The following is a 13,815-nucleotide window of genomic DNA, read 5'->3' as shown; positions in this document are numbered from 1 at the left end:
CAGGCCGCTCTGCCGTGGCGGACGGCCGCGGCGACTGCCCCGGCGCGTCAGGGCGCGCTTTCTTCCTTTTCGTACAGGCGCTGGTGCTCCTGCTGGTACAGCGCGCCTAGTTCTTCCAACAGCTCGGGCCGGAGCACTTTGCGCGCCTGCGGGAAGAACTTCTCCTCTTCCTCCTTCAGGTGGTGGTCGACCTTGTGCACCAGCTTGCCCAGCGCCTCCAGCCATTCGGCCGAGCCCTCGCTGGCGTCGCCGATGTCCTCGACCATCTCGTCCATCTCGTGGTGCTCGGCGATGCCGTGCCGGGCCGGGTCGACCGTCTCGTCGATCTCGATCAGGGGCACGTAGAACGCGCGCTCCTCGGCCGTCTCGTGCGCGGCCATCTCGGTCTTGAGGTCCTCGAACGCCTGCCCCCGTTCGCCGGGGTCGCCGATGTCGGCCAGCAGGCGCTTGCAGATGGAGCGCTGGCGCTCATGGCTTTGCAGAAGGGCTTGAAAGATGTCCATCGAGCGAGTCTGGTCACCGTCGGGCCCGGCCGGTGTAGGCGCAGGCCGCGCCAGGCAGCCCAGCCATGGACTACTCCTGCAGTTCCGCCTGCGCCAGCCCGACCTCCAGCCGCGTGGCGGCGTCGATCGGCTCCATGGCCGCCGCCTGCTCGTACAGCCGGGTCGCCTCGGCCAGCATGCCGTCGCCCTCCAGCATGACCAGCCCGTTGGCGTATTCGATCAACCCGATGGCCGATGCGGGATGAAGCCGCAGTCCTTCGCGGAACAGCTCCAGCCCGGTCTCCTTGCGGGCACCGTAGGTCATGCCGCCGATGAGGGGGCCGACCTTGTCGATCACCTCGGCGTGGAAGGCGGCCAGCGCGACGTGCGCCTGGGCATGGCGCGGCTGCAGCTTGATGGCCTTCTCGAGCGATTCCTTGACCTTGCCGCCCAGTCCCTGGGCCAGCGCCTTGGCGACGCTGATGCCCTGGCTGTAGCGGCCCAGTGCATAGCCGTGCAGGTACCAGGCCGACGCGTTGGACGGCTCGCGCGCGGCCTGCGCCTCGGCCCGCTGAGCAGCCTCCAGGAACAGCTCGAGCCGCGCCTTTTCCTTCTTCTCGAGGTAGGTGGCGTGGACGCAGGCGGCGCGGTTGGCGACCGTGATGCCGGCGCCTCCTGCCTTCAGGCCCGCCTCGCAGGCCTGCGCGAACTCGCCGCGGTGGTACAGCGTCCAGGCCTGCAGCACCGCCTCGTCGTGCGGCAACGGCTCGGCGTCGCCGGCATGCAGCCGGGCCCACTGCCGGCGCACCGCGTCGGCGTCCAGCGGGTAGTCGCCCACGTGCGGGAATGCCGCCCACTTGCCCACTGTTGTCTCCTGTGCGTTCTTGTCACGGGCCGTTGCCGTGGTAGGCGCCGGCCAGGCCCAGCAAATGCAGTCGCTGGTGCGCGTCGAGATAGGGTACCAGCAGATGCAGCACGTGGTGTGCGCCGCGCAGCAGCGCGGTCTGCGCGGAGCCCGGTTCGAGCGCATGCCGCGGGTCGCGCACGTACTCGAAGCTCAGCCAATAGGTGAGCAGCACCACCATGCTGGTGGCCATGGCCTCCACCTCGCGCGCGTCGATCGCGAGCGTGCCCGACCGCCCCATGCCGGCGAGCAGCGTGTGCACCGCCTGCGTCTTGTCGACCAGCACCTGCTGGAACTGCAACTCGAGCCGGCGGTTCCTGGACAGCAGGTCGTTGAGGTCGCGGTACAGGAAGCGGTACTGCCAGATCAGCTCGAACAGCGTGTGCAGGAAGAACCAGGCGTCCTCCACGTCGCGCACGCCGTCGCTGGCCTGCAGCAGTTCCGCCAGCGCGCGCTCGTAGCGGTCGAACAGCAGGTTGACCAGGTCGTCCTTCGCCGGGTAGTGGTAGTACAGGTTGCCCGGGCTGATGCGCATCTCGGCCGAGATGCGCGCGGTGGGGACGTTCGGCTCGCCGAAGCGGTTGAAGAGGTCGAGCGCCACCTCCAGGATGCGCTCGGCCGTGCGCCGCGGGGCTTTCTTGGCCATGAGGGGCCGCAGTGTAGGGCGCCGCCTGCGCGCAGACTGCTGCATTGCAGCAAGACGAAGGGCGCCGCAGCGCCCTTGTGGTTCCGTGAGTCGCGCCGCCTCAGGCCGGGGGCTTGGCCGTCTTGCGGACCGGCCGCTTCCTGGCCGTGGACTTGGCGGCGCCGCCGGCCGCCGGCGCGCTCTTGCCGACGGAGCGGGCGCTCAGCCGGTCCACCGTGCGCTGCAACTCGTCGATGCGGGCCTGCAGGGCCTCGACGTCCCTGGCCGACGGCACGCCCAGCCGGTTCAACGACTTGGCGACGCGTTCCTCGAAGATGGTTTCCAGCTTGTCCCACTGGCCGGAGGTCCGGGAGGTGAAGCCGGTCGCCATGCTGGCCATCCGGCTGGTGGCCTCGTTCAGCCGTTCCCCGGCCGCGGCCTGGGTCTTGCGCTGGATCGACAGGCCTTCCTTGACCAGCGTCTCGAACACCTTGCCGCCTTCCTCCTGCGCCTTGGCGAAGGCGCCCAGGCCGGCCAGCCAGATCTTGCTGGCCGAGTCCTTCACCGTGCCGGCGAACTGTGCGCTGCCTGTCGGGTCGGCACTGTCGTCGGTGCCGGATGTCGTCTTCTTGACCATGCTGGATCTCCGGAATGGGTGGTCGGGCCGTGCAATCCGGAGACTGTACGACCGGCGACGGGGGCGGTGTTAGGTCGCGGCGTCTAGACTGGCGAATCCGCGTTCCCCGACCTGCCGCCCACAGCACGCGCCGCCCCATCCCGGGGCCCCGTCAACAGCTGTCGCCTGCGCCCGTGCCGTCAGGCCGCGCTGGTCAACGCCCGGCCCGGTTGCCGCGGAAGACCAGCCCGTTCATGAGCAGGTAGGACAGGACGGCCATCGCCGGCACCAGGAACAGCTGGGTCCAGATCCGGTTGTGGGTCCAGGGCAGCAGCAGGTGCAGCAGGCCCAGGTTCGCGGCATAGACGAAGCCATAGGCGGCAAGGAAGGATGGCAGGCGCGCGATGGTGAGGTCGCGGAACACATAGGCGCCCCAGGTCACGAAGTTGAACGCGATGCCGGCCAGCGTGCCCAGGAGCAGGCACAACCATGTGGCCAGGCCCGTGAGCGCGAGGGCGCCGTAGACGCCGAAGCCGAAGGCCGTGTTGGCGGCGCCGGCCAGCACGAAGCGCAGGGGACGCGACTCAGTCACCCCGGATCCCGTAGGCGATGGTGTTGCCGACATTGACGCTCAGTTTGCGCCGGGCCAGCCCCGTGGCCTCCAGCCCGGACGAGACGGCGCGCTTCATGCCCAGGGGCAGCGGCGCGAGGCGCGTCCAGTAGCGCAGGGCGTACCGGTTGGCGAAGGGGCGGGCATCGAAGCCCTCGAAGCCCGCGTTCGCGAACAGGTGGCGCAGGCTCTCCGGCGAGAACAGCTGCAGGTGCTCGATGTCGATGATGGGCGAACGGCTGCCCAGCACCCGGTTGACGAGGCCGCGCCAGTCGTGGGTGACGGTGACGAACGCGCCACCCGGCCGGACCAGTTCCCGGGCCGATCGGGCCACCGCCAGCGGATCGCGCACATGCTCCATGGTCATGAAGCAGCACACGAGGTCGAAGGACGCCGGCGCGAAGTCCGACTTGTCGAACATGGCCTGGCGGATCCAGTCGCGCCGGTGCGCCGGCGCGGCCGCGATGGCAGCCGGCGACGGCTCCACGCCGACCAGCCTGGCGAAGCCCGCCCGGCCCAGATGCTCCAGGAACACGCCAGTTCCGGTGCCGATTTCCAGCGCGCTGGCCCGTCCGCGAACCTTCTGCAGCAGCGGGCCGATGGCTCTCACGTAGGCTGCCGCGGCGTCGTCGGCTTCCTCCGCGCTGTCGTACTCGGCGGCGTGGTACGCGTGCGCGAGTTCCTCTGCGGCCGGCGGCTCATCGGCGTAGACCAGGTCGCAGTGGGTGCATTGCACCAGCCGGTGCCGCATGAATTCGGGCGTCTTGCGCGACGCGAAGCTGAATCCGGACAGCTTGGAGCGGTCGATGCTCTCGGACAGGAACAGGCGCGCGGACGAGGAGGGGGTGTTGCAGACGGGGCAGGAGCGACTGGCCATGGGGGCGATGGGAAAGTCCGGGGCGTTCACGCCGGCTTGTGGGCGCGCACGAAATACCCGAGCGGATCGAGCTTGGAACCCAGGCCGAACGCCTCGCACAGGTGTGCGCTGGCGACGAACGCCGCGGCGACGAGGCCGGTGGGGATGGCCGCGGGCAGGCGCCACAGCAATCCGACGCCGGGCGACAGCAGCCGGATGGTGAGGACGATGAGCTTGTTGGCGATGGCCGACACGTCGGTGCCCCGCTCGGCGATGTCGACCGAGACGAAGCCGCCCGACTCCACCAGCCTGCGCAGCCGCATGGGGGAGAAGCGGTGGAAGTCGTAGGGCAGGTGGTGCAGCCGGGCCGACCAGGGCACGCTGAGCAGCAGTTCCCCGCCGGGGCGCAGCACGCGCGCCATCTCCGCGACCAGGAGCTCGGGGTCCTCGGCGTGTTCCAGCACTTCGATGCACAACGCGCAGTCGAAGCTGTTGTCCGCGAAGGGCATGACGCGCCCTTCGTAGTACACGATGTCCCGGCCCGGGGCCATCCCGAACTCGGAGGCGGTGCCGATGTCGAGCCCCTGGTAGGTCACGGAGGCCGGCAGCCAGGAACGCCACGGCGACTCGCCGGCGCCGACGTCCAGCAGGCGTCCCCTGACCGTCGCCAGCCGCGGCCGCAGGTGCTTGACGATGCTGCCCAGCTGCAGGTCCACCAGGCAGCGCAGGGCGAACGCCAGGGGCGCATCCGACGGCGGTCGGACGGGAATCGGCTTGAACTCGTCGCGGGCCTGCATCGGTCAGCGGACCTTGCCGTCGGGCAGGAGTTCGGTGGATTCGCCGTGCCGGATCAGGGCCGAGCGGATCAGCCGCGGGCGCGATTTCACCTCGGCCATGATCTTCGCGACGTACTCGCCCACCAGGCCGACGGCGAACAGGTTGAGCGAGCCGAAGATCAGGATCAGGATCAGCAGGGTGGTGATGCCGCGCGGTGCGATGTCGGGGAAGAACAGCCGCAGCAAGGCCACCACCACGGCGACGACGCAGGACAGGGCCAGCAGCACGCTGCCGGCGCTGGTCAGCATGGTCAGCGGCGCGTTGCTGAAGGAGAAGATGCCCTTCTTGGCCCAGTCGATGTTCTTCAGCAGGTTGTTGGTCGAGACGCCGAACATGCGCTCTGGCCGCACGTAGTCGACACCCGTCTGCCGGAAGCCGACGTAGGCACGCAGGCCGCGCAGGAAGAGGTCCCGCTCCGGGCAGTTGAGGAGCCAGCTGACCACCCGCTTGTCCATCAGGCAGAAGTCGCCGGCGTCCAGGGGGATGTTGACGTAGCTGAAGGCTGCGAAGACGCGATAGAAGCCCTTGTACATCATCCCCCAGTACCAGGGCATCTCCCGCTTGATGCGACGTCCGTACACGACGTCAAAGCCGCCTTGCTGCCAGGTCTGGTGGAACTGCTCGATCAGTTCGGGCGGATCCTGCAGGTCGCCGTCGAGCAGCACCACCGCGTCCTTGGTCGACAGTTCCATGCCACTGCGGAACGCCATCTGCGAGCCGAAGTTGCGCGAGTGCGTGATGCCCAGGACGCGCGGGTCGCGCTGGCTGATCGCCCGGATGACCTCGGCGCTGTTGTCCGGGCTGCCGTCGTTGATGAAGATGATCTCGTAGTCGATGCCGATGCGCCGGAAGGTGTCCGTGAGGCGCTCGTGCATGATCGGGATCGCCTGCGCGTCCTTGTAGCAGGCGATGATGGCCGACACGCTGCGGCGCGGCTGGCCCGCGAGCCGCTTGGTGGCACCGGCGAGCTGTTCGGCGCTCAGGGAGCCGATCCAGGCCGCCGTCGAGCGCAGGCCGTCGGCCAGCGGCACGACAGCCTGCCAGCCGAGCAGGGCCTGCGCCTTGCGCGGGTCTGCATACCAGTCGGGAAGGTCCCACTGGCGGCCCTCCATGCTGCCGAACTGCGGCTCCTGCCGGACGGAGAACGTCTCCCGCACGACGGATGCCAGGTCGGCGATGGTCGTGCGCTGCCCGGTCCCGATGTTGAAGTGCTGGCCGTACAGCTCCGGATTCATCTTGGCTGCGGCCAGGATGAAGGCGGCGCAGACATCGTCGACGTGCACGAAGTCGCGCGACGTGCGGGGATCCACCAGCGGCGGCAGTTCGCCGCGCAGCGCGTGGCGGACGATGTTGGGGATCAGGCGGGACGTGTCTTCCAGCGGACCATAGACGGAATACAGCCGCAGGTTCACGCACGGGAACTGCTTCTGGGTGCCGACGAACTCCAGGTAGTGGGCCATCGCCAGCTTGGAGACCGCATAGTGGCTGTTGGGACTGCACACCGCATCCTCGGCGGGGGCGCTGCAGTTCAGGCCGTACTCGGACGAGCTTCCCGCGTGCACGAACGCCGAAAACGGCTGCGCCCGCAGCAACTCCACGAGATGCACCAGGGCCGTGTAGTTGGTCTGGTGGATCAGGCCGGCGTCTTCCTCGAAGGAGTAGGCGCCATAGGCCACGCAGTCGAAGACGGTCTGGGGGCCGACGCTGCGCACCAGGTTGCGGGCCGATGCCTGGTCGTTCAGGTCGCAGGCGATGATGCGGTCGTCGCTGACGTCGTCCAGCCGCCAGTTCTTGCCAGTGCGGACCACGGCAAACACATCGTTGCGGACGGCGGCGATCTGCCGGAACAGGTTGGCACCGACGAAGCCGGAGGCTCCGAGCACCAGGATCGGGCCACGCAGGGCCTGGATGTAGTTTCGCTGGTCTCTCATCTCAGGCGAGGTCCAGGGCTGCCAGCAGGCCGTCCGGATCCAGCCCGGATTGGCGTCGCAACCAGGCCTGCGAGCCATAGCGTTCGTAGTGGTGGGCGCGTGCGTGCAGGTGGGTGAGACCGGCAACGCCCAGGCCTGCACCCGCCAGGGCCAGCAGCAGTTGCGAGGCCACGCCACCCTGGGCCACGTGCTCCTCGGCGATGCAGAGCCGGCGGCCGCCCGCCAGCGCCGAGAGGATGTCCGCGGGAACGCTCGGCAGGGCGACCGGAAGTTCGGCCAGCGCCCAGAGGTCCGGACGCCGCGATTCGTCCAGCGCTTGCAGGGCCGCCACGTAGGTTCCGGCCAGCGGCCCGACCGCGATCACCACGGCGCCGCGCCCTTGCACCAGCCGGCGCCACGGCGCATAGGCCGGCGGCGTCCAGCCCTTGGGCGGCTCGCCGCGGCCGATGCGCAGGTAGCTGGGTCGCTGCTCGTTGCCCACGCGGTCGACGACGGCCGCCAGGTCCTCGTCGAACACCGGGACATAGACGGCCATGCCGGGCAAGGCGAGCAACGTGCCGTAGTCCTCGATGGCATGGTGGGTCGGGCCCATCACGCCGTAGCCATAGCCGCCACCGTTGCCCACCAGCTTGACCGGCAGGCCGTGGAAGCTCACGTCATTGCGGATCTGCTCGAAGGGGCGGGCATAGATGAAGGGGGCGATGCTGTAGGCCCAGGTCTCCAGCCCTTCGCGGGCCAGCGCGGCCGCGACGGAGACCATGTTCTGTTCGGCCACGCCGGCGTTGATGAAGCGCGACCCCAGGGCGGCCTGCAGCGGTTCCAGTGCCATGAAGCCGAGGTCGCCGGTGAGGAACATGAGATCCGGCCGGGCCGCGCGGGCCACCATCGCATCGCAGAACTGCTTTCTCATCTCGCCGACAACTCCTGCAGGGCGCGTTCGTATTGGGGGGCCGACAGCGGCAGGTAGTGCGAGTCCATCCGGCCCTCGAGAAAGCTCACGCCCTTGCCCTTGACCGTCTGCATGGCGACGACACGCAGCCGCCCGGACGGTGCCAGTGCCGCCCGGATGGCGTCGAGGTCGTGCCCGTCGATCACGGACACCTCGGCGTCGAAGCCCCTGAGCTTGTCCCACAGCGGGGCCATCGACGCCACCTCCGCCGTCGACCCGAAACCCTGCAGGCCGTTGTGGTCCACCAGGATCGTCAGGTTGTCCAACCGCTGGTGGCACGCGAAGATGAAGGCTTCCCAGGTGGAGCCTTCCTGCCACTCGCCGTCGGACGTCAGGCAAAGCACACGGCCCGGTGACTGCCTGGCCCGCAGGCCCAGCGCCGTCCCGGCGGCCAGCGACAGTCCGTGTCCCAGGCTGCCGGTGGCGAACAGGATGTCGGCGATGCCGCGGGCGGGAGGGTGACCGGCCAGCAAGGTCGCATCCTGGTGGAAGGTGCGCAGGTCGTCGTCGGACAGCCGCCCGGCGCTCCACAGCGCCGTGTACAAGGCGCCGGCCGAGTGGCCCTTGGACAGCACGAAGCGGTCGGCCGGCCCGAGCGCCTCGTGGAAGGCGACGAGCAGGGCGTCGAGCGACGACAGGTTGCCGCCGATGTGGCCCACACCCGCCTCGTGGTGCATGCGCAGCAGGCGGCGGCGCGCTTCGAGCACCGTCTGCGCGCTGACATTCGCCCCGGACTTCATTCGTGTCACTCCTTCCTGGCTGCGTTGGTACGCAACCGGGCATTGTCGCCGCTTTCGGCCGCGGCCCTCCCCGGGCGCAGACTGGCGGATGCCGCGGTCGGTCGAGCGGCCATGCCGGGGCCGGCTGCACTCCGGCGCGCCGCTCCGACTCACTTCTGGTCACAACGCCGATGGGTGCCGACCCCGTCCGGTCGGCGGATCAGCCCATCTGCAATGGGATAATCACCAGTTGCCCGCGCCCCGCGGGTGTCTTGCATGCGACATCCATGATTCTTGTGACCGGCGGCGCCGGCTTCATCGGCGCCAACTTCGTTCTGGATTGGCTGGCTCTGTCCGACGAGCCGGTCGTCAATCTCGACAAGCTCACTTATGCGGGCAACCGGGAGACCCTGGCCACCCTGGAAGCGGATCGGCGGCACATCTTCGTCCAGGGCGACATCGGTGATGTGGACCTGGTGCAGCGCCTGTTGCTGGAGCACCAGCCCCGCGCCGTGCTGAACTTCGCGGCCGAGTCGCATGTGGACCGCTCCATCCACGGACCCGGGGACTTCATCCAGACCAACGTCCTGGGAACGTTCCGCCTGCTCGAGTGCGTGCGCAAGTACCACGCCGACCTGGCTCCTGCCGCGCAGCAGGCCTTCCGTTTCCTGCACGTGTCGACCGACGAGGTCTACGGCACGCTGGCGCCCGAAGCCGCCGCGTTCACCGAGGAACACCGCTACGAGCCGAACAGCCCCTACTCGGCGAGCAAGGCGGCCAGTGACCACCTGGTGCGCGCCTGGCACCACACCTACGGGCTGCCGGTGCTCACCACCAACTGCTCGAACAACTACGGGCCGTACCACTTTCCCGAGAAGCTGATCCCGCTGATGATCGTCAACGCGCTGGGCGGCAAGCCCCTGCCGGTGTACGGTGACGGCATGCAGGTGCGCGATTGGCTGTACGTGAAGGACCACTGCAGCGCGATCCGCCGGGTGCTGGAAGCCGGCCGCCTGGGCGAGACCTACAACGTGGGCGGCTGGAACGAGAAGCCGAACATCGAGATCGTGCGCACCGTCTGCGCACTGCTCGACGAACTGCAGCCGCGGCCCGACGGCCAGTCGTACGCCGGGCAGATCACGTACGTGAAGGACCGGCCGGGCCATGACCGGCGCTATGCGATCGATGCGCGCAAACTCGAGCGCGAGCTGGGCTGGAAGCCGGCCGAGACGTTCGAGAGCGGAATCCGCAAGACGGTGGCGTGGTACCTGGCCAACGCCACCTGGGTGAAGAACGTCCAGAGCGGTGCCTACCGCGACTGGGTGAGCCGGCACTACCAGTGAGCGCAGCCGGATGAAGATCCTTCTTTTCGGCAAGAACGGCCAGGTGGGCTGGGAACTCCAGCGCAGCCTGGCGCCCTTGGGCGAACTCGTCGCCCTGGGGGCGGACGAGGAAGCGGGGCTCGCCGGTGACTTCCTGCAGCCCGACCGGATTGCCCGCACCGTGCGGACGGTGCGGCCGGATGTCATCGTCAATGCCGCGGCCTACACCGCGGTCGACCGCGCCGAATCCGAACCGGAGGCGGCGCGCCTGGTGAATGCCACCACGCCCGGCGTCCTGGCGCAGGAGGCGCAGGCCTGCGGCGCCCTGCTGGTCCACTATTCGACCGACTACGTCTTCGACGGCAGCGGGACGCAGCCCCGCACCGAGGACGACGCGCCGGCTCCGCTGAGCGTCTATGGCGCGACCAAGTTCGAAGGCGAACAGCTGGTCGCCGCCCGCTGCGCCCGCCACCTGGTCCTGCGCACCAGCTGGGCCTACGGGGCCCGCGGCGGCAACTTCGCCAAGACCATGCTCAAGCTAGCGGCCGAGCGGGACCGCCTCACGGTGGTGGACGACCAGTTCGGTGCCCCGACGGGCGCGGACCTCCTGGCCGACCTCACGGCGCACGCGATCCGCGCGACCCTTGCGCAGCCGGGCCTGGCGGGCCTGTACCACGCGGTGGCAGCTGGCGAGACGACCTGGAACGGCTATGCGCGATTCGTCGTCGAGCAGGCGGCGCAGGCCGGCCTGGCCTTGCGCGTGACCCCGGAGCAGATCGAGCGCGTTCCCAGCAGCAGCTTCCCCTCGGCGGCGAAGCGGCCCAGCAATTCCAGGCTGGACACCTCCAGGCTGCGGCGGTCGTTCGGCTTCACGCTGCCCGCCTGGCAGACCGGCGTGTCGCGCATGCTGCAGGAAATCATCCAGACGGGAGGAGACAACACGTGACGCGTCGCAAGGGAATCATCCTGGCCGGAGGCTCCGGCACCCGGCTGCACCCGGCCACCCTGGCCATCAGCAAGCAATTGCTGCCGATCTACGACAAGCCCATGATCTACTACCCGCTCAGCACGCTGATGCTGGCGGGCATGCGCGACATCCTCATCATCAGCACGCCGCAGGACACGCCCCGCTTCTCGCAGCTGCTGGGGGACGGATCGCAGTGGGGGCTGAACATCCAGTACGCCGTGCAGCCCTCCCCGGACGGGCTGGCCCAGGCCTTCATCATCGGCGACAAGTTCGTCGGCGGTGCCCCGAGTGCGCTGGTGCTGGGCGACAACATCTTTCACGGTCATGACCTCGGCATCCTGCTCGGCCAGGCCGACGCCCAGCGGGAAGGCGCCACCGTCTTCGCCTACCACGTGAACGATCCGGAACGCTACGGCGTCGTGGCGTTCGACCACAACGGCAAGGCCAGCAGCATCGAGGAAAAGCCGGCCCACCCCAAGAGCAACTACGCGGTGACGGGCCTGTACTTCTACGACGGCCAGGTCGTCGACATCGCCAAGGCCGTCAAGCCCAGTGCGCGCGGGGAACTGGAGATCACGTCCGTCAACCAGGCCTACCTGGAACAGGGTTCCCTGAACGTGCAGATCATGAAGCGCGGTTATGCATGGCTGGACACGGGGACGCACGACAGCCTGCTGGAAGCCGGCCAGTTCATCGCCACCCTGGAGCACCGCCAGGGCCTGAAGATCGCCTGCCCCGAGGAGATCGCGTTCCGCAACGGGTTCATCGATGCGCAGCAGCTGCAAAAGCTCGCGGCGCCGCTCATGAAGAACGGGTACGGGCGCTACCTGCAAGGCATCCTGGGGGAGGACGCGCGCGCATGAAAGCCATAGCCACCGCCATCGAAGGCGTGTTCCTGATCGAGCCGAAGGTGTTCGGCGACAGCCGCGGGTTCTTCTTCGAAAGCTTCAACCAGCGCGCGTTCCGCGAAGCCACCGGCACGCAGCACGAGTTCGTGCAGGACAACCATTCGCGCTCCTCGCGCGGCGTCCTGCGCGGCCTGCACTACCAGCTGCAGCAGCCGCAAGGCAAGCTGGTGCGGGTGGTGCGCGGCGCGGTGTTCGACGTCGCCGTCGACATCCGGCGCTCGTCCCCGACCTTCGGCCGCTGGGTGGGCTACGAGCTGAGCGAGGAGAACCAGCGCCAGCTGTGGGTTCCTCCGGGCTTCGCGCACGGCTTCGTCGTGCTCAGCGAGAGCGCCGACTTCCTCTACAAGACGACCGACTACTACGCGCCGCAGCACGAGCGATCTATCCGATGGGATGATCCAAGCATCGGCATCCAATGGCCAGATGCGGGTCCGCTGCTGCTATCGGGCAAAGATCAGGCAGCGCTCTTATTGCAAGACGCGGACGTGTTTACATGAGTGCTGGACCGAGCATAAAATTTTTTTGCGCACTTCATCGCGATCTTCCAGTGGAGCCGTCCAAATGACCGGAGGCGTCTTCACTACACGCCTGTGGGAGTTTCGGCTCGTCTTTTCCCACCTGGTCGCGCAGCACGTCACCCTTAGGTACCGCCGCACAGCACTAGGCTTCCTTTGGACGTTGATCAATCCGCTCCTGACAATGGTGATCACTTCGGTGATTTTCTCGCTCATGATGCGCATGCCGTTGCAAAGTTTCGCTGTATTTCTGTTTGCAGGGCTGATTCCATTTACGTTGTTCTCCCAGTGCATTCTGCAGGGTGGAAATTCGATCCTTGAAAATGAGGGGTTGATCAAGAAGATCTACATTCCGCGGCAGATTTTTGTGTTCGCGCGGTGCACTGGATTGCTGATCGATGCATTTCTGAGTTTCTGTTGCTTGTTTGTGATTGCTGCGGTCATTGGTGCGCATCTTACGGCGTCCCTACTCATCCTCCCACTCGCATTCCTGCTGGTCTTCGTGTTTGGGTTGGGCCTCGCACTGTGCATGTCGATCATGTCCGTTTATTTTCGGGATGCGGCATATATTGTTGGGATCCTCCTTCAAGCTGCTTATTACTTGACTCCGATCATCTATCCGCTATCGATCGTGCCAGAGAAGTACAGGCTGCTGTTTATTGTCAATCCGATGTACTACTTTGTGGAGCTTTTCCGCAAGCCAATTTATGAAGGCGTTTTCCCGGACTTGGCGACTTTGGGGATCGCCATCTCGTGTGCAGTGTTGAGTCTCCTGTTGGGGACGCTGGTGTTTCAGAAATTCGACCGCGACGTGATCTTCCGGCTATGAGTGACTCGACAGAGATCGTTCTCAGCGACGTGTCCTTGCGCTTTCGGCTCTATCAAGAAAAAAACGTTTCCTTGAAAGAGAAATTTGCAGACCTGCTCAAGGGGCGAACGGCCGGACACAGTAAGGAGTTCTGGGCTCTGCAGCAGATCAATCTGCGAATTGCCCACGGGGAACGCGTCGGCATCGTTGGGCACAACGGCGCCGGTAAAAGCACGCTGCTCAAGACCATCTGCCGAATTTACGAGCCTACGAACGGCTCACTTCAGGTTTGCGGAAAAGTCGCTCCGCTGCTTGAGATTGGTGCGGGATTCAATCCTGAACTGAGCGGGCGGGAGAACATCTTCCTCAATGGAGCGATCCTCGGATTTCGGAAATCCGAACTACGAGAGATCGAGGAGGAGGTGGTCGAATTCACGCAGCTTGGCGACTTCATCAATGCTCCTGTCAAGTACTACTCGACGGGCATGTACATGAAGCTGGCTTTCGCCATTGCTACGTCTGTCCATCCGGAAATCTTGATCCTCGACGAGCTATTTGCAGGGGGCGACGCTGAGTTCATCGATCGCGCTCAGGCCAGGATGGCCAAGTTCGTCGACAGTTCCAGTATTCTGGTCTTCGTGTCCCATCAGGAATCCTTGGTGCGGCAGCTGTGCAACCGCGTGATCTGGCTTGATCATGGTCGGGTGGTTGCCGACGGACCTACTTCTGACGTGTTGCATCGGTATCTGAACAAGTGACTAGGAGA

The 13,815-nt window shown here is 66.9% G+C and carries 16 protein-coding genes; 6 read left to right on the top strand and 10 right to left on the bottom strand.

Going from position 1 to position 13,815, the window contains the following annotated elements; all coding sequences use genetic code 11:
* Window positions 1-47 precede the first annotated feature (47 nt).
* The 10 genes from GON04_RS10190 to GON04_RS10145 all read right to left on the bottom strand — a co-directional run bounded on the left by GON04_RS10190 (window position 48) and on the right by GON04_RS10145 (window position 8,550).
* Window positions 48-503, bottom strand: coding sequence for a hemerythrin domain-containing protein (locus tag GON04_RS10190; protein WP_157397781.1), 456 nt, complete (start codon window positions 501-503; stop codon window positions 48-50).
* Window positions 504-573: 70 nt separating this feature from the next.
* Entirely contained in the window at window positions 574-1,347 is a 774-nt protein-coding gene (locus GON04_RS10185; protein ID WP_181653979.1) for a tetratricopeptide repeat protein, read from the bottom strand.
* Window positions 1,348-1,369: 22 nt separating this feature from the next.
* Window positions 1,370-2,032 (bottom strand): TetR/AcrR family transcriptional regulator, encoded by a 663-nt coding sequence (locus GON04_RS10180; RefSeq protein WP_157397780.1) that lies wholly within the window; start codon window positions 2,030-2,032, stop codon window positions 1,370-1,372.
* Between the two features lie 100 nt (window positions 2,033-2,132).
* On the bottom strand, window positions 2,133-2,648 hold the full coding sequence (locus tag GON04_RS10175; protein WP_157397779.1) for a phasin family protein: 516 nt from the start codon (window positions 2,646-2,648) through the stop codon (window positions 2,133-2,135).
* Between the two features lie 193 nt (window positions 2,649-2,841).
* A complete protein-coding gene (locus GON04_RS10170) occupies window positions 2,842-3,219 on the bottom strand; it encodes a GtrA family protein (RefSeq protein ID WP_157397778.1) in 378 nt (125 codons plus the stop codon).
* Entirely contained in the window at window positions 3,212-4,114 is a 903-nt protein-coding gene (locus GON04_RS10165; RefSeq protein WP_157397777.1) for a class I SAM-dependent methyltransferase, read from the bottom strand. Before GON04_RS10165 ends, GON04_RS10170 begins: the two co-directional genes overlap by 8 nt.
* 26 nt (window positions 4,115-4,140) lie before the next feature.
* Window positions 4,141-4,890 (bottom strand): class I SAM-dependent methyltransferase, encoded by a 750-nt coding sequence (locus GON04_RS10160; RefSeq protein ID WP_157397776.1) that lies wholly within the window; start codon window positions 4,888-4,890, stop codon window positions 4,141-4,143.
* Between the two features lie 3 nt (window positions 4,891-4,893).
* A complete protein-coding gene (locus GON04_RS10155; RefSeq protein WP_157397775.1) occupies window positions 4,894-6,861 on the bottom strand; it encodes an NAD-dependent epimerase/dehydratase family protein in 1,968 nt (655 codons plus the stop codon).
* 1 nt (window position 6,862) lies between these two features.
* Window positions 6,863-7,771, bottom strand: coding sequence for a transketolase family protein (locus GON04_RS10150; protein WP_157397774.1), 909 nt, complete (start codon window positions 7,769-7,771; stop codon window positions 6,863-6,865).
* A complete protein-coding gene (locus tag GON04_RS10145) occupies window positions 7,768-8,550 on the bottom strand; it encodes a transketolase (RefSeq protein WP_157397773.1) in 783 nt (260 codons plus the stop codon). Before GON04_RS10145 ends, GON04_RS10150 begins: the two co-directional genes overlap by 4 nt.
* 266 nt (window positions 8,551-8,816) lie before the next feature.
* Here GON04_RS10145 and rfbB point away from each other — a divergent pair, with 266 nt between their 5' ends.
* From rfbB to GON04_RS10115, 6 genes are all read left to right on the top strand, one after another.
* Window positions 8,817-9,872: a dTDP-glucose 4,6-dehydratase gene (gene rfbB, locus GON04_RS10140; protein WP_157397772.1), complete on the top strand. Its 1,056-nt coding sequence runs from the start codon at window positions 8,817-8,819 to the stop codon at window positions 9,870-9,872.
* Window positions 9,873-9,882: 10 nt separating this feature from the next.
* Window positions 9,883-10,797, top strand: coding sequence for a dTDP-4-dehydrorhamnose reductase (rfbD, locus tag GON04_RS10135; protein ID WP_157397771.1), 915 nt, complete (start codon window positions 9,883-9,885; stop codon window positions 10,795-10,797).
* Window positions 10,794-11,681, top strand: a complete 888-nt coding sequence (rfbA, locus tag GON04_RS10130; RefSeq protein WP_181653978.1) for a glucose-1-phosphate thymidylyltransferase RfbA — start codon at window positions 10,794-10,796, stop codon at window positions 11,679-11,681. The genes rfbD and rfbA overlap by 4 nt, the downstream gene beginning before the upstream one ends.
* Window positions 11,678-12,223, top strand: a complete 546-nt coding sequence (rfbC, locus tag GON04_RS10125; protein ID WP_157397770.1) for a dTDP-4-dehydrorhamnose 3,5-epimerase — start codon at window positions 11,678-11,680, stop codon at window positions 12,221-12,223. Before rfbA ends, rfbC begins: the two co-directional genes overlap by 4 nt.
* 64 nt (window positions 12,224-12,287) lie before the next feature.
* A complete protein-coding gene (locus tag GON04_RS10120; protein WP_157397769.1) occupies window positions 12,288-13,070 on the top strand; it encodes an ABC transporter permease in 783 nt (260 codons plus the stop codon).
* Window positions 13,067-13,807, top strand: a complete 741-nt coding sequence (locus GON04_RS10115) for an ABC transporter ATP-binding protein (RefSeq protein ID WP_157397768.1) — start codon at window positions 13,067-13,069, stop codon at window positions 13,805-13,807. Before GON04_RS10120 ends, GON04_RS10115 begins: the two co-directional genes overlap by 4 nt.
* Window positions 13,808-13,815: the final 8 nt, after the last annotated feature.

The organism is Ramlibacter pinisoli, assembly GCF_009758015.1.
In the GTDB taxonomy this organism is placed as follows: domain Bacteria; phylum Pseudomonadota; class Gammaproteobacteria; order Burkholderiales; family Burkholderiaceae_C; genus Ramlibacter; species Ramlibacter pinisoli.
The sequence above is the reverse complement of the archived record's forward strand: the minus strand, read 5'-3'. Positions and strand labels throughout refer to the sequence as shown.